Here is an 18,397-nt window from a genome sequence, read left to right on the forward strand (position 1 = left end):
AAACGCGGCACCGCGGCGGCAAACCGAAACGATCTACGACAAATGCGCCTCCACCAGCACCGTACTCCCCGCCGGGGCGACGGGCAGCACGCCGCCTTCCACCGGTACACCGTCCGCAACGAGCCGGCAGGTCGATGCCGGCGCGCCCGGTTCCTTGCTGACCGTGATGCGGTAGGTGGCGCCGCGGAAGCGCCGGACCGCGGAGAACCCGGACCACGCGGCGGGCAGGACCGGCGCGATCCGCAGGCCCGACAGCTCCGGGCGGATGCCCAGGATCCATTGGGTGACGGCGGCGTAGTTCCATGCCGCGGTCCCGGTCAGCCACGAGTTCTTCGCCTCGCCGTGGGTGGGCGCGTCGCGGCCGGCGATCATCTGGGCGTAGACGTAGGGCTCGCAGCGGTGCAGGTCGCCGAGCTCCTCGCGGGCCGACGGGTTGATCCGCTTGTAGTAGTCGAAGGCACCGTCGCCGTTGCCGACCATCGCCTCGGCGATCATGAGCCACGGGTTGGTGTGGCAGAAGATCCCGGCGTTCTCCTTGTACCCCGGCGGGTAGGAGGAGATCTCGCCGAGTTCGATGCGGTACGAGCTGAACGCCGGCTGCTGCAGCACGATGCCGTGCGGGGTGGCCAGGCGCTCCCGGACGCTGGCGAGCGTGCGGACCGCGGTGCCGTCCTCCAGGCCGACGCCGCCCATGATGCACATGCCCTGCGGTTCGATGAAGATCTGGCCCTCGTCGTTGGACGCGGAGCCGATGACGTTGCCGTGGAAGTCGTAGGCACGGCGGAACCACGAACCGTCCCAGCCGTGCTCGGCGATGGTGCCCGCCATCTTCTCCGCCGCGTTCTGATAAGCGGTCGGATCGTCGCCTCGTTGCAGAGCCAGCCCCGCCAGCTCGCGAGCGGCCAGGACGAACTGGCCGGCGATGAACACCGACTCCGCGACGCCGCCGGTGGCGTTCTCCGTGGTCTGGAACGGCTCGCCGGGCGTGTCGGAGAAGCAGTTGAGGTTGAGGCAGTCGTTCCAGTCGGCCCGGCCGATCAGCGGCAGGCCGTGCGGTCCGAGGCGTTCGGTGGTGTACCGCAACGACAGCCGAAGATGTTCGTACAGGGGCTGCTCGCTGCCGGGGGCGTTGTCGAAGGGCACCGGCTCGTCCAGGATGCTCCAGTCGCCGCTCTCCTTGATGTACGACGACACGCCCAGGATCAGCCACAGCGGGTCGTCGTTGAAGCCGGAGCCGATGTCGTTGTTGCCCCGTTTCGTCAGCGGCTGGTACTGGTGGTATGCCCCGCCGGTCGGCAACTGGGTCGCGGCGATGTCGAGGATCCGCTCGCGGGCCCGTTCCGGGATCATGTGCACGAAGCCGAGCAGGTCCTGGTTCGAGTCGCGGAAGCCCATGCCGCGCCCGATCCCGCTCTCGTACAGCGACGTGGACCGGCTCATGTTGAAGGTGACCATGTTCTGGTAGGCGTTCCAGATGTTCACCATGCGGTCGGTGTCGGTGTCCGGCGTCTGCACCTGCAGCCCGCCGAGGAGCTCCTCCCAGCGCGCGGCGAGGGCGGCGAACCCGGCGTCGACGGTCTCCTGGTTCAGCCAGGAAGCGATCTTCGCCTGCGCAGCGGCCTTGTTGATCGTCTGCGAGCCGGGCGGGTCGAACTTCGCGTCGCGGGGGTTCTCGGCGTACCCGAGGACGAAGCCGATCTCCCGGGTCTCCCCCGGCTCGAGGGTGAGCTTGACGTGGTGCGAGCCGTGCGGCTGCCAGCCGTGGGCGATCGAGTCGCTGGACTCGCCGCGTTCGACCGCCAGGGGCCGGTCCCAGGAGCGGTACGGGCCGAGGAACGCCTCCCGCGCGGTGTCGAAGCCGGCCAGGGGCTCGCTGCAGGCGAAGTAGGCGAAGTGGTCGCGGCGCTCCCGGTACTCCGTCTTGTGGTAGATGACGCCGTCGACGACCTCGACCTGGCCGGTGTTGAAGTTGCGCTGGTAGTTGGTGGCGTCGTCCTGCGCGTCCCACAGGCAGAACTCGATCGAGGAGAAGGCCGACAGTGTGACGGCGGTGTCGCGTTCGTTGGTGACCTTCAGCCGCCACACCTCCAGGGTCTCCCCCAGCGGCACGAAGTAGAGCGTCTCGGCCTTGATCCCGCGGTACCGGGAGGCGATGCGCGTGTACGACAGCCCGTGGCGGCACTCGTAGTCGTCGAGCTCGGTCTGCGTCGGCTGCCACGTGGGCGACCAGAAGGTCTCCTCGTCCCTCAGGTAGAGGTAGCGGCCGCCCAGGTCCATGGGGGCGTTGTTGTACCGGTACCGGGTGAGCCGGCGCAGCCGCGCGTCGCGGTAGAACGAGTAGCCGCCGGCGGTGTTGGAGATGATGCCGAAGTACGCCTCGGTGCCGAGGTAGTTGATCCAGGGCAGCGGGGTGTCTGGTCGGTCGATGACGTACTCGCGGCGTTCGTCGTCGAAGTGGCCGAAGCGCACGGGGTGCCTCCTGCGGTGGGGATGAAGACTGCGCTCGAAACGGTCAGGCCGACTCGCGGACCACGAGGTGCGTGTCGAGCACAGTCGAGTGGGCCGGCCCGCCGGCGATGCGGGCCAGCAGGAGCCTGGCCATCTCGCGCCCCATCCCCTCCACCGACTGGTGCACGGTGGTGAGCGGCGGCTGGGTCTGCCGGGCCACGGCGGAGTCCTCGAACCCGACCACGGCCACGTCGGCGGGCACCCGGCGGCCCAGCTCACGCAGGGCGCGGATGGCACCGGCGGCCATCAGGTCGGAGGCGGCGAAGACGGCGTCGAGACCGGGGTTGAGATGGATCAGGCGGTGCATCGCGTCGGCCCCGCTCGCCTCGCTGAAGTCGCCGTACGCGATGAGTCGCTGCTCGTGCGGCAGGGACGCCAGGCGCAGCGCCTCCCGGTAGCCACGGAGGCGGGCGATGCCCACCGCCATGTCCTGCGGGCCGGCGATCACCGCGATGCAGCGGCGACCGAGGCCGATGAGGTGTTCGACGGCGGTGCGGGCGCCGCCTTCGTTGTCGTTGTCGACGTAGGCGACCTCGTTGTCACCCTCCACCTCGAGCATGTGCGCCGGCCGCCCGCCGAGGACGGTCGGCAGCCCCCGCTTGCCGAGCAGCGCCGGCAGCGGGTCGTCGTCGTGCAGGGACAGCAGCAGTACCCCGTCGACGTGCTGGTCGGACAGGTGCCGTTCGACCATGAGGCGCTGCGACGGTGACTGCGCCATCGCCAGCCACAGCTGCAGCGACGTGTCGGCGAGGACGTTGCTGACGCCGCGGACGATGCCGGCGAAGAACGGCTCGCCGAAGACCCGCTCCTCCGACTCGGACACCACGAGGGCGACCGAGTCGGTGCGGCGGGTGACGAGGGCCCTGGCCGCCCGGTTGGGCACGTAGCCGAGTTCCTCGACGGCGCGGGCGACGGCGGCCCGGGCCTCCGGGCTGACCTGCGGCGAGCCGTTGATCACCCGGGAGACCGTGCCGCGCCCGACGCCGGCGAGCGCGGCCACCTCGTCCAGCGTCGGGCGGCGCACGCTACTCGCCGAGGCCGTTGTGCTTGATGACCTCGCGGAACCGGTGGCCGCTGGCCTTGACCGTGCGCTGCTGCGTGTCGTAGTCGACGCGGATCATGCCGAACCGCTTGGTGTAGCCCCACGCCCACTCGAAGTTGTCCAGCAGCGACCAGGCAAAGTAGCCGCGCAGCGGCGCCCCGGCGGTGATCGCGTCGTGGCAGGCCCGGAAGTGCGCGTCGAAGTAGGCGACCCGGTCGGCGTCGTCCACGGAGCCGTCATCACCCACGGTGTCGACGTACGCGGCGCCGTTCTCGGTGATGTACAGCGGGACCGCCGGGTAGTCGCGGGCGACGCGGGTGAGGGTCTCGGTGAGCCCGGGGGCGTCGACCTCCCAGCCCATGTCGGTGACGGGGACGCCGGGGCGCTTGAGGAACCGGACGGTCTCGCTGCCCGGCCACGACGTCGGCGCCCGCCAGTACGGCTCGGCGGGCACGTCGGGGTCCTCGGCGGCCACGACGTGGCGGCTGTAGTAGTTGATGCCGAGCAGGTCGAGGGGCTGCGCGATCTGCTCCAGGTCGCCGTCGCGGACGAACCCGAAGTCGCTGACCTCGGCCAGGTCGGCGACGACGTCGGCCGGGTAGGAGCCGAGCAGGACCGGGTCGAGGAAGATCCGGTTGGCCAGCCCGTCGATGCGGCGGGCCGCGTCGAGGTCTCCGGCCTTGTGCTCGTCGGCCGGGGAGATGGCGTACAGGTTGAGCGTGATGCCCAGCTGCGCCTCGGGATCGGTGGCCCGGATCGACTGGAGCGCCTGGCCGTGGCCGAGGAGCAGGTGGTGCATCGCGGCCAGGGCGTCGGGTGCGTGCTGGCGGCCGGGTGCGTGGACGCCGGACGCGTAGCCGAGGAACGCCGAGCACCACGGCTCGTTGAACGTCGTCCAGTGCCGGACCCGGTCGCCGAGCGCGCCGTGCACGAGCGTGGCGTAGTCGGCGAACCGGGCCGCGGTGTCGCGGGCGGGCCAGCCGCCCGCGTCCTCGAGCGTCTGGGGCAGGTCCCAGTGGTACAGCGTCACCCAGGGGGTGATGTCGTGCGACAGCAGCTCGTCGACGAGCCGCCGGTAGAAGTCCAGGCCCTTGGCGTTGGCCGGCCCCGACCCGCCCGGCTGGACGCGGGGCCACGCGACGGAGAACCGGTAGGCGTTGACGCCCAGGTCCTTCATCAGCCCCACGTCTTCGCGGTAGCGGTGGTAATGCTCGCAGGCCACGTCGCCGGTGTCCCCGCCCAGGGTCTTGCCGGGGATGTGGCTGAACGTGTCCCAGATCGAGGGGGTGCGGCCGTCCTCCTGGACGGCACCCTCGATCTGGTACGACGCGGTCGCCGCACCCCACACGAAACCGGGTGGGAACGTCAGCGGGTCGATGCTGGTCACGCCTTGACCGAACCTTCCATGATGCCGCCGATGATCTGACGGCCGAATGCGATGAACACGAGGAGCAGCGGCACGATGGCCAACGCTGTCCCGGTAAAGACTTGCACGTAGTCGGTCTTGTAGTAACCGGTCGCGAGAATGTTCAGTGAAACTTGCACGGTCGGAGTGTCGCCGTTGAGCACGACGTACGGCCACAGGAAGTCGTTCCAGGTCTCCATGAACGTGAGCAGGCCCAGCACCGCCGCGGCGGGGCGCAGCGCCGGCAGCACGACGCTCCAGTACGTCCGCCAGGTGGAGGCACCGTCGACCCGGGCGGCCTCGATGAGCTCGTCGCTGATCGCCGACTCCGCGTACTGACGGATCATGAAGACACCGAAGCCCTTGACCAGGAACGGCACGATGACCGCCTGGAGGGTGTTCGTCCAGTCGAACTTCACCATGAGCAGGTACAGCGGGATGATGTTGACCTGTGTCGGGATCATCATCGTGAGGATGATGATCAGCAGCAGGGCGTTCTTCCCCCTGAATTTCAGTTTAGCGAAGGCGAACCCGGCGAGGGTGGAGAAGAACACCACCGACAGGGTCACGCACGACGCCACGATCGCCGAGTTGATCAGGCCGTAGACGAAGTTCGCGTCGGTGTTGTCCAGCACCCGCTGGGCGTTGTCGAAGAAGTTCGGGCCGGGCGTGAGCGGCGGCGGGATGTCGGTGACGGCGCTGTTGTCCCGCGACGCCACGATGAACGACCACACGATCGGGAAGACCGACAGCACGATCGTGATGATCAGCGCGAGGTAGGTCAGCGGGCTGGCGTCCCACAGCGCCGACGAGGCACTGCGGACCCGGCCCTTCTTCCCCGGCGGCGGCGTGCCCGGCACGCTTCGAGGTCGGGTCATCGTCGTGCTCATGAGGTGGTCCCCTTGACGGATCGGCGCACCAAGGCGAAGTTGACCAGCGCGAAGATGAGAATGATCACGAACAGCAGCCAGGAGATCGCGGCGCCGCGGCCCACGTTGAAGTTGTTCGTGAACGTGGTCTCGTAGATGTACATCGCCACGGTCTGGAACTCGTTGAGCGAGCCACCCTGGATGCGGCCGTAGTTGAACAGCAGCGGCTCGGTGAACAGCTGCATGCCGCCGATCGTCGAGATGATCACGGTGAAGAGGATCGTCGGCTGGATGAGCGGCACGGTGATCCGCCAGAACCGGCGGGCCGCGGACGCGCCGTCCAGGGACGCCGACTCGTACAGCTCCTTCGGGATCGCCTGCATCGCGGCCAGGTAGATCAGTGCGTTGTAGCCGGTCCAGCGCCAGTCGACCATGAACGCGATCGCGGTCCACGACGACCAGCGGTGGTTGCGCCACTCGACCGGATCCAGGTGGACGGACTGCAGCAGCCAGTTCGCCAGGCCGTACCGGTCGGCGAAGATCAGGCCGAACACGATGCCGACGGCCGCGACGGAGGTGATGTTCGGGATGAGCACGCCCATCCGGATCGCGGTGCGGGCCCGCATCTTCTTGTTGAGCCAGCTCGCGATGAGCAGCGCGCCGATCAGCTGCGGCACGGTCGAGACGATGAACAGGCCGAAGGTGTTGTAGATGACGACCCAGAAATGCTCGTCCATCAGGATCTTGCGGTAGTTCTCGAACCCGACGAAGCCGGCGTCGCCGCCCGTCAGCGTGTTCTTCCGGGTCGACAGGATGGCCGTGTAGACCAGCGGGTAGGCCCCGAACACCGCGAACAGGACGAAGAACGGCGCGACGAACAGGTACGGCGACAGTCGCAGGTCGAGCCGGCCGACCCGCACGGAGCGCCGCGACGGCTGCTTCGAAGACCCGGCGGGTGCGCGCCCGTGGCGAGGTCCGGTGACCTCGCCGACGTTGGTAGCCATGGGGGGTGGATCCCTTCCGATCAACGGGCTAAGGGGATGTGGCGGAGGCGGCGTCAGGTTCGACACCGCCTCCGCCGTCATCGGTCGGATCAGCCTTCGGCGAGTGCCTTGCTGTCCTTGATGGCCTTGTCCCAGCCCGCCTGGGCGCTCAGCTTGCCCTGCTCGGCGGCCTGCATCGCCGGCTCGAACCCGTTCTCCCACAGGGCCTGGTGCTTCGGCCCGAGGTAGATCGGCTTGAGCTCCTTCGCGGCACCGGCGTAGATCTTGCCGACCGGCGCGTTGTTGAAGTACTCGTTCTTCGCGTCGGTGATCTTCGGGTCGTCCAGCGCGGCGATCGACGAGGGCAGCGGGCCGGCCTCGGCGAACGCGTCCAGGCCACCCTGCTTGCCGGTGATGAACTTGATCAGCTCGAACGCGGCCTTCTTGTTCTTGCTCTGCTCCGGGATCGCGAGGTAGGAGCCGCCCCAGTTGCCACCCTTACCGGGGATGGTCGCGATGTCCCACTTGTTCTTGCCGGCGTCGCCGGCGCGCTCCTTGATGACGCCCGTGTACCACGGCGGGCACGGCACGGTCGCGAACGCGGCGTTCTTGAACGCGGCGTCCCAGTCGGCCTGCCAGCGCGCGAGCTTGGCGGTCAGGCCCTTGGAGGCCATGTCCATGCCCAGGTCGTACGCCTTCTTCACGGCCGGGTTGGTGTCACCGATGTACTTGTCGCTCTTGTCGTAGAACCAGCTGTCAGCGTTCTGCATGATGTACGGCTGCATGATGCTGGTCGCCGAGTCGGTCCACGCCGCGCCGGTGTTCTTCGCCTTGAAGATCTCGCCCTGCTTGATGTACTCCTCCCACGTCGGCCACAGCTTGCTGACCGCGTCACGATCGACGGGCAGGCCGGCCTCCTGGAAGAGGTCGGTGCGGTAGCACATGGCGAGCGGGCCGACGTCGGTGCCGAGACCGACGAGCTTCTTGCCGTCCGCGGTGAACGCGTTCTTCCACTTGAAGGGCAGGTAGTCCTTCTCGACGGACGCCGCGCCCAGGTCCAGCAGGTTGGCGAAGCCCTTGTTGTCCTTCAGGTACTGCAGGAGCATGCCCTCTTCGAGCATGACCACGTCGCTCGCGCCGCTGCCGGCGGAGATCCACTGGGCGAGCTTGGGCGTGAAGTCCTTGGTCTGGCCTTCGTTCTTGACGTCAACCTTGATGTTCGGGTTGGCGGCCTCGAAGTCCTTGACCGCCTGCGTGAAACCGGGCGTGCCGAAGTAGGACAGCGAGATGGTGACCGGGCCGGTGCCGTCGGCGCTGGGCTCGGCATCCTTCTTGGCGCTGCATGCGGTCATACCGAGGGCAAGACCCACGGTGAGCGCGGCCGTAGCGATCGAACGCAGACGGCGTGAGGTAACGCTCATCCTGACCCCTCTCTCAGGTCGTGATGGGTGTGGTGGGGGTGTGATGCATCGACGGCGGACCCGGGTGTGAAGTCCGTCGTTCGGGTGTCGCAGGTATGGCGGGTCGAGCATTTGAGTGGCTCCCATGGCCGCGGGGTGTGTCACCGGCCACAGCCACGGGAGCGCTCCCATGAGACTGGCGCCTCGTTCGCCACGTGTCAATGGGGCAATGGGAGCGTTCCCATTTCGTTACCGCAAGATTTCGTAGCGCCCGTTTGTCACGCTTTACCGCGACATGCCCGCTCCATGCAGAGCACATCCAGCGACTTGAGTCAATTCCTGCGCGGCGGCGTCACCCATCGACGCAGATCGTCGGCAGAGGCCGTCATGAAACACACATCGATCGATGCTCCACGCCCGTGAAGGCGCACCGCATCGATCGATGGGCATCTCGGCGAAGGGAGCGGAAAAACCGCGCTCCTAGGTCATGCGGCGCAGCAGCGTGGTGGCGCGGGCCGGGTCGAACGCGGCCGGGTCGATGGCGCGGCCGAGCCAGTCCCGCATCGCCGCGTGGTCGGGGTGGGCCGGGTCGGCGACGGCGGCGAGGAGGTCGCGGTACCCGTCGGGGCCGCCGACGTCGTCGGGTGGGCAGGCGCGTTCGCCGGCGGTGCACACGGGATAGACCGTGTCCAGGTCGGCGGGGAACACGTCCTCGACGATCAGGTCGTGCTCCCACCAGTCGCCGAAGTCGTAGGTGTACCGCAGCCGGTCGCCCTTGTGCGCCACGGCGTCCAGGCGCACGTCGAGCTCGTCGTGGACGTCGAGCAGGCCGTCGGGGTCGGGCACGCCGTACTGCACCCCGTCGACGTCGAAGACGTGCAGGTGCCGGTCGCCCCAGCCCATCGCGAACTGCACGACGCGGTGGACCCGGTCGAGGGTGAACCCGCCGGGAATCAGCACCCGCCGCCAGACGGTGGGCTCGACGCCGTCGAGCGTGATGCGGAGTTGGATGATCGCGCGCGCCATGGTGCAGTCATTGTTGACCGGGCAGGTGCGACGGCGCACCCTGAAGTCGTGATCTGTCCTGCGTGTCGGGAGAAACGGCATGCCGACTGCCCGGGCGGCAACCGGTGCGACTGCCAGCACCGCCCGCCGGAGCCGATCCCGCCGGTGACGGGACCGCCCGGCGAGTAGGCAAGTAGGGTTGCCGGGTGCAGCAGCTGTACCCGGAGCCGGGAGCCGTCGACCATGCGACCCTCGTCGACCTGTACGCACCCCCGCCGGAGCCATCCCTGCGGGTGAACTTCGTGTCGAGCCTCGACGGTGCGGGCACGCTCGGCGGGAAGTCCGCCGGCCTGTCGGGGCCCGAGGACAAGCGGGTCTTCGGGATCCTGCGGATGCGCTGCGACGCGCTGCTCGTCGGCGCCGGCACGGTCCGCGAGGAGGGGTATCACGCGGTGCGGCTGGACCAGCAGCGCCGGCAGTGGCGCCTGGCGCTCGGCATGAGCGAGTTCCCGACCCTGGTCATCGTCTCCGGCCGCTGCGACCTGGACCCCGCGCAGCCGGCCCTCGCCGACGCCCCGGTCCGCCCGATCATCCTGACCAGGGCCCAGGCCGAGCCGGGGGCGCTGGGCGAGGTCGCCGACGTCATCCGTGCGGGTGACGAGCACGTGGACCTGGTGGCGGCGGTCGGGCAGCTGCGGGAGCGCGGGTTCGCGCAGATCCTGAGCGAGGGCGGGCCGACGCTGTTCGGGTCGCTCACCGCGGCGGGGCTGGTGGACGAGTTGTGTCTCACGGTGTCGCCGTTGCTCGCCGGGCCCGGAGCGGGCAGGATCACGGCCGGGCCGGAACTTCCGGCCCCGGCAAACCTCACGCTGCGTCACGCGCTGCTGGCCGATGGTCAGCTGCTGCTGCGATACGGGCGCTGACCGGAATCCACAACGTTGTCCACAGACCTGTGGACAAGTGTCCCCAACCTGTGGACAGTCGCCGGGTTTGCCCGGTTTTGCCGGCGTGAACAAACGTGAACGTGTCCACAGCGGGCGTGGTGACTTCGATCCACTGGTGCTCGTGGGGCACGATGCACAGGCGAACACATGTACTGGGGGTCGACCATATGGACGCCAACAAGGACGGGCCGATCGTCGGCCGGGTCCTCGGCACGGCCGACGCGACCCCGCTGACGTTCTGGGTCGCCGTGAACGAGGACGCCTACCTCCAGCTCGATGACGTCGTCGTCACCGAGCGTGAGCTTCCCGGCCAGCCGTCGGTGAAGATCGCGGGCGTGGTCACCGCGGTCCGGGCCCGGCACGAGGGGGTCGTGTTCGACTCCGACGTGTTCCTGGTCGCCGACGGCACGCTCCCGGCGACCGTGCAGGAGGCCGCCGAGATCACCACGACCCGGGTCGACCCGGAGGTCTACGTGCCGCCGACGCCGGGCGCGGTCGTACACCGGGCGCAGGGCGACGCACGCGCCGGCGCGCTGTACTTCGACCGGATGGACCGCACGATCCCGATGGGGTTCGGCCGGGACGGCGCGGCGATGTTCCTCAACGCGGACTTCCTCGACGGCAGCCGCGGCGCGCACGTGTCCATCTCCGGCATCTCCGGGGTCGCGACCAAGACGAGCTTCGCGACGTTCCTGCTCTACTCGGTGTTCCGGTCCGGGGTCCTGGGCGGCGCCGGCGAGACCGCCAACACCCGCGCGCTGATCTTCAACGTCAAGGGCGAGGACCTGCTGTTCCTCGACTATCCGAACAGCCGCCTGGACGCGACGACGGAGGCGGCCTACGCCCGGCTCGGGCTGGTCGCCGGGCCGTTCCCCGACGTGCGGGTCTACGCGCCGCCGCGGGCCGGCGACTCCTCCGGCACGCCCGACGTCAGCAGCCGGCTCACCGGGGTCGACAGCTTCTACTGGACGCTGCAGGAGTTCTGCGCCGACCGGCTGCTGCCGTACGTGTTCGCCGACGCCGACGACGAGCGCCAGCAGTACACAATGGTGGTCCACTCGGTCACGGCGCACCTGGCGCGCATCGCCCAGCCCGCCGAGGGCGGCGTCGCCGTCGACGGCACCCGGCTCAACTCCTACGCCGACCTCGTCGACTACCTCGTGGAGCAGATCACCGACGACGCGACCCGCGGGCAGTGGGCCGGCAGCGCGGTCGGGCTCGGCACCGTCAACGCGTTCGCCCGCCGGCTGATCGGCAGCAAGAAGGACCTGTCCCGGCTGATCCGCGGCGACCTCGCGACCAGGAGACCGCACGCGATCAACACCGCCGAGAGCGCCCAGGTGACCGTGGTCGACCTGCACAACCTGCCGGACCGGGCGCAGCGCTTCGTGGTCGGCGTGACGCTGCGCAGCGAGTTCGAGCGCAAGGAGAAGGCCGGCACCGCGAAGCCGCTGCTGTTCGTGGTCCTCGACGAGCTCAACAAGTACGCGCCGCGGGAGGGCACCAGCCCGATCAAGGAGGTGCTGCTCGACATCGCCGAGCGCGGCCGGTCCCTGGGTGTCGTGCTGATCGGCGCGCAGCAGACCGCGAGCGAGGTCGAGCGGCGCATCGTGGCCAACTCCGCGATCCGGGTCGTCGGCCGGCTCGACCCGGCGGAGGCGTCCCGCCCGGAGTACGGGTTCCTGCCGCCCGCGCAGCGGCAGCGGGCGCTGCTGGCCAAGCCGGGCACCATGTTCGTGTCGCAGCCGGAGATCCCGGTGCCGCTGTGCATCGAGTTCCCGTTCCCGTCCTGGGCGACCCGGCCGGCCGAGGCGGGCCCGGCGCCCAGCTCGACGCTGCGCTCGATCGCCCAGGCCAACGACTCGTTCGCGGTCGTCGCGCGGGTCGGCGGCGGCATCACCGACGACGAAATCCCGTTCTAGCCAGGCAACACAGACGAGAGGACACCCACCGGTGCGGATTCTGCACACCTCGGACTGGCACGTCGGCAAGGTCCTCAAAGGACAGTCGCGGGCCAACGACCACATCGCGGCCCTCAAGGCGCTCGTCGACGTGGCCGAGGCCGAGCAGCCCGACCTGGTGATCGTCGCCGGCGACCTGTACGACTCCGCGAGCCCGCCCGCCGACGCCACGAAGATCGTCACGCGGGGCCTGTCGGCGCTGCGCAAGTCGGGCGCGGACGTGGTCGTCATCGGCGGCAACCACGACAACGGCCAGGCCCTCGACGCGCTGCGGCCGTGGGCGGAGGCGGCCGGGATCACCATCCGCGGCGCCCTCACCCGGCCCGAGGAGCTGCTGCTGTCCGGGCGGACCAAGGACGGCGAGGAGTGGCGGCTCGCCGCGCTGCCGTTCGTGTCCCAGCGCTACGCGGTCCGCGCGGCGGAGATGTTCGACCTCAGCGCCGCGGAGAGCGCCCAGTCCTACGCGCACCAGATCGGCGGGCTGCTCGCGACCCTGACCCAGGGGTTCGGGCGGGACACCGTCAACCTGATCACCGGGCACCTGACCGTGATCGGCGCGACGATGGGCGGCGGCGAGCGCGAGGCGCACACCATCATGGGCTACGCGGTGCCGGCGTCGGTCTTCCCGTCCTCGGCGCACTACGTGGCACTGGGGCACCTGCACCGCGCGCAGGTCGTCAACGGTCCCTGCCCGATCCGGTACTGCGGCAGCCCGCTGCCGATCGACTTCGGCGAGGAGGAGAACTTCTCCGCCGTCACCATCGTCGACGTCACCACCAGCACCGCGGCCCGGGCCCGCGAGGTGCCCCTGCCGGTCGCCACGCCGCTGCGGACGGTCCGCGGCACCCTCGCCCAGCTGTCCACCCTGGACACCGGGGAGGCGTGGCTGCGGGTGTACGTGTCGGAGCAACCGCGGGCGGGGCTGCGCGAGGAGGTCCAGGAGCTGCTGCCGAAGGCCCTCGAGGTGCGCATCGACCCGAAGCTGCTGCCCGACCCGAAGTCCGCGGAGCGCGCCGCGGCCCGCGCCGGGCGCTCGGCGGGTGAGCTGTTCTCCGACTACCTCGGCCAGAAGGGTCACGCGGACGAGGCCACGGTCAAGCTGTTCCACCAGCTGCACGACGAAGTCCAAGAAGCAAGGAACTGAGGCGAGGAACTGACATGCGGCCCATCCGCTTGGACATGGACGGCTTCACGGTGTTCCGGCAGCCGACGACCGTCGACTTCACCGACACGGACTTCTTCGCGCTCATCGGCCCGACCGGCTCCGGCAAGTCGACGATCCTCGACGCGATCACCTTCGCCCTGTATGGCACCGTCCCCCGCTGGGGCGACCGGCGGGCCATCGCCAACGCCCTCGCGCCGTCGGCGACCGAGGCCCGGGTGCGGTTCGTGTTCGAGTCCGCGGGCGTGCGCTACGTCCTGGCCAGGGTGGTCCGCCGGGACAGCAAGGGCGCGGTCACCACGAAGCACGCCGGCCTGGAGGCCCTCCCGCACGGCTTCGACCTGTCCCGGTTCGACACCGGGCTCAGCGCCGAGGACATGGGCACCGTGCTCGCCGGCACCCCGAACGAGGTCGACCTGGCGGTGCAGACCGTGATCGGCCTGCCCTATGAGCAGTTCACCAAGTGCGTGGTGCTGCCGCAGGGCGAGTTCGCGGCGTTCCTGCACGCGAAGCCCGCCGAGCGGCAGAAAATCCTCGTGAATCTCCTCGGCCTCGACGTGTACGGGCAGATCCGCGAACGCGCGAACACCCTCGGCAACACCGCCGACGCCAAGCTGAAGGTTCTCGGCGAGCAGCTCGCCGGGATGTCCGACGTGGACGACGCGGCCCTGGCCGCCGCGGCGGCGAAGGCGGCGACGCTCAAGGCGCTCACCGACGACGTCGACCGGATCGGGCCGCAGCTGGACGACGCGGCGAAGCTCGCCGTCGCCGCCGCGGAGACCCTGACGGCCCTGGACACCGAGATCGGCCGGCTGACCCGGCTGCGGGTCCCCGCGGACGCCGGCACTCTCGCCGCCGGGGCGGCCGCCGCCCGCGGCGCTGTCGCCGCCGCCGTCGACGGGGCCCGCGCCGCCGAGGAGCGCGAGGAGAAGCTGCGCGGCGAGCTGCAGTCCGCCGGCGACCAGACGGCGCTGCGGCGGCTGCTGGACGCGCACGCCGAACGCGACCGGCTCGCGGCCGAGGCCGCCACCGTGCACGGGACCGTCGCCACCGCTGAGCGCGAGCACGCGAAGGCGACCGGGGCGCTGGGCGCCGCCCGTACCAAGGCGAAGGACGCCCTCGAAGCGCTCGAGGCGGCACGGGACGCCTACCAGACCGCGGTCGCCGTCGACCGCGCCACCGCGCTGCGCCCGCACCTGCGGGTCGGGGACGAGTGCCCGGTGTGCACGCAGACCGTGCACGCCCTGCCGGAGACCCCGCACGAGCCGGCGGTCGCCGCGGCCAAGGCGGCCGGCGACGCGGCCCGCAAGCGCAGCGACGCCGCCGAGCGGGTCGTCGCCGAGCACGACAAGGTCGTCCGCGACCTCGACCGTGGCCTCGCCGCGGCGCGGGCGCACGCCGAGCAGGTCGACGCCCGGCTGTCCACACTGGACACCGCGCTGGACGGGGCGCCGGCACCCGAGGCGCTGCGCCGCGACCTCGACGCGATCGCCAAGCTCCACGGCGCGCTGGAGCGGGCCGGCGCGGAGGTCCGCAAGGCCCGCGAGGCGCACCGCAAGGCGGCCGGCGCCGCCGACCGGGCCGAGGACCAGCTGCGCGCGGCGTGGAAGGCGTTCGACGCGGGCCGCGACGCCCTCGCCGCGTTCGGCCCGCCGCCAGCCGACCGCGACGACCTCGCCGACGCCTGGGCCACGCTGACCGGCTGGGCCGGCACCGCCGCCGGGGAACGACAGGCCCGGCGGCCCGACGCCGTCGAGGCGGTCCAGCAGGCCGAGGCACGCGTCACCGCGGTCCGCCACGACCTGCGCGAACTGTTCGCCGGCGCCGGGCTGCCCGCACCCGGCACCGACCCGGCCCGGGAGGCCGCGGTCGCGCTGGAACGCGCCGAGGCCGCCCACCGCCGCATCGAGGAACGCCGCGCGGAGGCGGCCCGGCTGCGCGGGCACCGCGACGAGGTCGCGAAGGAGAGCCAGGTCGCCAAGGCCCTCGCCCAGCACTTGCGGGCCGACCGGTTCGAGCGGTGGCTCCTGGCCGAGGCCCTCGACACGCTCGTCGACGGCGCGTCGCGGACCCTGCGGGAACTGTCCGGCGGGCAGTACGACCTCGGCCACGACAAGGGCGAGTTCTACGTCGTCGACCACCACGACGCCGGGCTGCGCCGCGCGGTGCGGACCCTGTCCGGCGGCGAGACGTTCCAGGCGTCCCTGGCGCTCGCCCTCGCGCTGTCCGAGCAGCTCGCCGGCATGTCGACGTCGGCGGCGAGCCTCGAGTCGATCGTCCTCGACGAGGGCTTCGGCACCCTCGACCAGTCCACCCTCGACACCGTGGCGGCGACCCTGGAGTCCCTCGCCGCCCGCGGCGACCGCATGGTCGGCGTGGTCACGCACGTCGGCGCCCTCGCCGAGCGCATCCCGGTCAGGTTCGAGGTGCGCCGCGACGCCCGCACCGCCCGCGTCGAAAGGATCGGCATATGAGATTCCACGTCGACGCCTGGGACCCGTCCTACGGGGTCGCGTTCGAGGCCGCCGACGGCCCGCAGGCGCAGAGCAGCGCCCAGATCCAGCCCGACGTGGAGCTGCCCGCGGCGGCGTGGCGGGCCGTCGACGCCCCGGCCGGGCTGCGGCCACCCGGCACCGTCCTCGTCGTCGACGGGGTCCAGCGCATCGACGCGCGGGTCTGGGCCACCGACGACGACGGGGTCACCCACCCCGGCATCGCCGCCTCCTACGCCGCCGGGGTGGTCCGCTGCGACCTGGACCGGGGCGCCGCCGCGATCGCCACCACCCGCATCGAACGCGGCCTGTTCACCCCGTTCGAGCTGGCACCGCCGCTGGTCGCCGGCGCGATCCGCTACCCGGCCCGGCGCATCGCCCGCGGCGAACCCAAGGACCTGGCGCTGGGCGTACAGCGGCACATGCGGGCGCTCGAGGTCGGCGTGTCCGGCGAGGAACGCGACGACGGTGACCTGCTCATCGTCGACGGCCCGCTGCAGGAACGGGCGCACCTGCCCCGCGCCCTGGGCTACATCAAGACCCACCGGGTGGAATACCTGCCACCCGAGCTGACCGCCGTCGTCACCGCACTGCGGGGCGGGCAGCGCTCCCCCGTGTTCCTGCTCGGCACGTCGTGGCACCGGTTCGCCTGGTACCTGCGGCTGCCCGGACCCGAAGGGTCACCGTGGGCGGGGATCGTGCGGGCCGAGTGCTCCGCCGACCTGCTGCCCGCCGACGCGGTGGCCCTCGCGCACCTGTCGGCGGTCACGCTGCCCCGCTTCGCGTCCAGCGCCTACAAGGACCCGAGGGCCCCGCAGAACCTCATCCCGATCGCCGGCCTGGAGCGTAAGCTGCGCGCCATGCTCGGCGACGCCCGCCTCCTGCACCGCGCCCTCGCCAGAGCCGTCGCACGATGAGGACCTTCCCGACCCCGCCCCGGTTCGACCTGGCCGGCACCCTCAGCGGCCTGGCCCTCATCCACGGCGACCCCACGCTGTCGGTCGGGCCACGCGAGGGCTGGTTCGCCACCCGTACCCCGGACGGCCCGGGAACACTCCAGCTGCGGTATTCAGGATCGGAGCTGACGGCGGACGCCTTCGGGCCGGGCGCCGACTGGCTGCTGGACCGCGCCGACGCCATCGCCGGCCTCCGCGACGACGTCACCGGCTTCGCCGAACTCGCCCGGCAGCACCCCCTCGTGCACCGCCTGGCCCGGGAGCACGCCGGCCTGCGGATCGGCGCGACCGGCCGGGTGTTCCACCACCTGGTGCCCGCCGTCCTCGGCCAGAAGGTCACCGGCAAGGAGGCCCGCGACGGCTACGTGCGCCTGCTGCGCCACTTCAGCACCGACCCGGCACCCGGCCCCAACCCCCGGCTGCGACTCCCCCCATTGCCCGAGGCCATCGCCGCCACGCCCTACTGGGTGTTCCACCCGTTCGGCATCGAACAGAAACGCGCCGACACGCTGCGCCGCGTCGCCGCCGAGGCCACCCGCCTGGAACGCTGCGCCACCGCCGCCGACGCGACCACCCGCCTGCTCACCGTCCGCGGCATCGGCCCCTGGACCGCGGCCGAGGTCACCCGCGCCGCCTACGGCGACGCCGACGCCGTGTCGGTCGGCGACTACCACATCAAGAACGTCGTCGCCTACGCCCTGACCGGCGCCCCCCGAGGCACCGACGAACACATGCTGGAACTCCTCGCCCCCTACACCGGCCACCGCGGCCGCGTCTGCGGCCTCCTCGCCGCAGCAGGCATATCGGCCCCCAAGTTCGGCCCCCGGGTAGCGCTGCGCTCTTTCGCCCGGTTCTAGCTGTTGTTATTTCTTCCGCGGCGGCCTTCGGCCGTCTAAGAGCAGTGGGGGATTCTCACCCCACACCCCCAATGCTCGCTGCGCTCGCACGGCCTGCGCCCAGGGGCGCGGCCGAAACACGCGCATGCGCGCAGCAACCGAAGACCGGTGGTCAAGGTTGCGGGGCACAACAGGTCTGTCGTCCAATTCGCCTGCCATTCGCGCGAGACGCGGAGGCAGGCCCATCCAAAAAATCCCCGCGCCAGGACGGTCACAACGACGTGACGCTCCCGGCGCGGTTGTCTTGCCGGAGTGCGAAGACCAGAGAGCATCCGGGCACCCCTGACCTTCGCACGGCCGCGTGGAGGGGTGGACGGGCCTGCCTCCGCGTCTCGCGCGCAGGGCAGGCGAGTTGGACGACAGACCTGGCGAGACGGAAACCTTGACCCGCGGTCTTCGGTTGCCGCGCGCATGCGCGTGAGTCGGCCGCGCCCCTGGGCGCAGGGCGTGCGAGCGAAGCGAGCATTGGGGGTGTGGGGTGAGAATCCCCCACTGCTCCTGGACGGCCGAAGGCCGCCGCGGAAGAAACAGGCTTGCGTGCGGCGCGCAGCGTCGCATGGGGGGTGCGGGGTGGGAACCCCCCGCCGGGACGCCGCGCCAGCGGCGGCCCAGCTAGCTCAGTGGCGGCCGCCCCACTCCAGCCCGCAACCCCAACCCACTCCAGCCCGCAACCCCAACCCACTTCAGCCCCGCAACCCAACCCACTCCAGCCCGCAACCCAACCCACTCCAGCCCGCAACCCCAACCCACTCCAGCCCCGCCGCCACGGCAGTG

At 71.0% G+C, this 18,397-nt stretch carries 13 protein-coding genes; 6 read left to right on the forward strand and 7 right to left on the reverse strand.

Annotated features, from left to right (window positions below):
* Nucleotides 1-33: 33 nt before the first annotated feature.
* The 7 genes from AB0K00_RS43720 to AB0K00_RS43750 form a co-directional block, all read right to left on the reverse strand.
* The gene (locus tag AB0K00_RS43720) at nucleotides 34-2,469 is read right to left on the reverse strand and encodes a glycosyl transferase (RefSeq protein ID WP_363534225.1); all 2,436 of its coding nucleotides are present in this window, start codon (nucleotides 2,467-2,469) and stop codon (nucleotides 34-36) included.
* A gap of 43 nt (nucleotides 2,470-2,512) precedes the next feature.
* Complete coding sequence (locus tag AB0K00_RS43725; RefSeq protein WP_363534228.1) at nucleotides 2,513-3,532, reverse strand: LacI family DNA-binding transcriptional regulator; 1,020 nt, start codon at nucleotides 3,530-3,532, stop codon at nucleotides 2,513-2,515.
* A gap of 1 nt (nucleotide 3,533) precedes the next feature.
* On the reverse strand, nucleotides 3,534-4,937 hold the full coding sequence (locus tag AB0K00_RS43730) for a GH1 family beta-glucosidase (RefSeq protein ID WP_363534231.1): 1,404 nt from the start codon (nucleotides 4,935-4,937) through the stop codon (nucleotides 3,534-3,536).
* On the reverse strand, nucleotides 4,934-5,833 hold the full coding sequence (locus tag AB0K00_RS43735; RefSeq protein WP_363534341.1) for a carbohydrate ABC transporter permease: 900 nt from the start codon (nucleotides 5,831-5,833) through the stop codon (nucleotides 4,934-4,936). Before AB0K00_RS43735 ends, AB0K00_RS43730 begins: the two co-directional genes overlap by 4 nt.
* An 8-nt stretch (nucleotides 5,834-5,841) precedes the next feature.
* On the reverse strand, nucleotides 5,842-6,828 hold the full coding sequence (locus AB0K00_RS43740; RefSeq protein ID WP_363534234.1) for a sugar ABC transporter permease: 987 nt from the start codon (nucleotides 6,826-6,828) through the stop codon (nucleotides 5,842-5,844).
* Nucleotides 6,829-6,917: 89 nt separating this feature from the next.
* Nucleotides 6,918-8,228: an extracellular solute-binding protein gene (locus tag AB0K00_RS43745; protein ID WP_363534237.1), complete on the reverse strand. Its 1,311-nt coding sequence runs from the start codon at nucleotides 8,226-8,228 to the stop codon at nucleotides 6,918-6,920.
* Nucleotides 8,229-8,687: 459 nt separating this feature from the next.
* A complete protein-coding gene (locus AB0K00_RS43750) occupies nucleotides 8,688-9,233 on the reverse strand; it encodes a plasmid pRiA4b ORF-3 family protein (protein WP_363534240.1) in 546 nt (181 codons plus the stop codon).
* Nucleotides 9,234-9,472: 239 nt separating this feature from the next.
* Here AB0K00_RS43750 and AB0K00_RS43755 point away from each other — a divergent pair, with 239 nt between their 5' ends.
* The 6 genes from AB0K00_RS43755 (at nucleotide 9,473) to AB0K00_RS43780 (ending at nucleotide 17,584) form a co-directional block, all read left to right on the forward strand.
* The gene (locus AB0K00_RS43755; RefSeq protein WP_363534344.1) at nucleotides 9,473-10,135 is read left to right on the forward strand and encodes a pyrimidine reductase family protein; all 663 of its coding nucleotides are present in this window, start codon (nucleotides 9,473-9,475) and stop codon (nucleotides 10,133-10,135) included.
* Nucleotides 10,136-10,323: 188 nt separating this feature from the next.
* On the forward strand, nucleotides 10,324-12,078 hold the full coding sequence (locus AB0K00_RS43760) for an ATP-binding protein (protein WP_363534243.1): 1,755 nt from the start codon (nucleotides 10,324-10,326) through the stop codon (nucleotides 12,076-12,078).
* Nucleotides 12,079-12,109: 31 nt separating this feature from the next.
* Entirely contained in the window at nucleotides 12,110-13,261 is a 1,152-nt protein-coding gene (locus AB0K00_RS43765; protein ID WP_363534245.1) for an exonuclease SbcCD subunit D C-terminal domain-containing protein, read from the forward strand.
* A 14-nt stretch (nucleotides 13,262-13,275) separates the two neighbouring features.
* Complete coding sequence (locus AB0K00_RS43770) at nucleotides 13,276-15,753, forward strand: SMC family ATPase (RefSeq protein ID WP_363534248.1); 2,478 nt, start codon at nucleotides 13,276-13,278, stop codon at nucleotides 15,751-15,753.
* Entirely contained in the window at nucleotides 15,750-16,688 is a 939-nt protein-coding gene (locus AB0K00_RS43775; protein ID WP_363534251.1) for a hypothetical protein, read from the forward strand. The genes AB0K00_RS43770 and AB0K00_RS43775 overlap by 4 nt, the downstream gene beginning before the upstream one ends.
* Nucleotides 16,685-17,584: a DNA-3-methyladenine glycosylase 2 family protein gene (locus AB0K00_RS43780; protein WP_363534254.1), complete on the forward strand. Its 900-nt coding sequence runs from the start codon at nucleotides 16,685-16,687 to the stop codon at nucleotides 17,582-17,584. Before AB0K00_RS43775 ends, AB0K00_RS43780 begins: the two co-directional genes overlap by 4 nt.
* Nucleotides 17,585-18,397 lie beyond the last annotated feature (813 nt).

This window comes from Dactylosporangium sp. NPDC049525, assembly GCF_040676755.1.
GTDB lineage: Bacteria > Actinomycetota > Actinomycetes > Mycobacteriales > Micromonosporaceae > Dactylosporangium.

Coding starts and splice junctions, on each gene's coding strand:
- AB0K00_RS43750 (WP_363534240.1), bottom strand. CDS start 9,233: ATGGCGCGCGCGATCATCCAACTCCGCATCACGCTCGACGGCGTCGAG.
- AB0K00_RS43760 (WP_363534243.1), top strand. CDS start 10,324: ATGGACGCCAACAAGGACGGGCCGATCGTCGGCCGGGTCCTCGGCACG.
- AB0K00_RS43745 (WP_363534237.1), bottom strand. CDS start 8,228: ATGAGCGTTACCTCACGCCGTCTGCGTTCGATCGCTACGGCCGCGCTC.
- AB0K00_RS43775 (WP_363534251.1), top strand. CDS start 15,750: ATGAGATTCCACGTCGACGCCTGGGACCCGTCCTACGGGGTCGCGTTC.
- AB0K00_RS43740 (WP_363534234.1), bottom strand. CDS start 6,828: ATGGCTACCAACGTCGGCGAGGTCACCGGACCTCGCCACGGGCGCGCA.
- AB0K00_RS43780 (WP_363534254.1), top strand. CDS start 16,685: ATGAGGACCTTCCCGACCCCGCCCCGGTTCGACCTGGCCGGCACCCTC.
- AB0K00_RS43770 (WP_363534248.1), top strand. CDS start 13,276: ATGCGGCCCATCCGCTTGGACATGGACGGCTTCACGGTGTTCCGGCAG.
- AB0K00_RS43735 (WP_363534341.1), bottom strand. CDS start 5,833: ATGACCCGACCTCGAAGCGTGCCGGGCACGCCGCCGCCGGGGAAGAAG.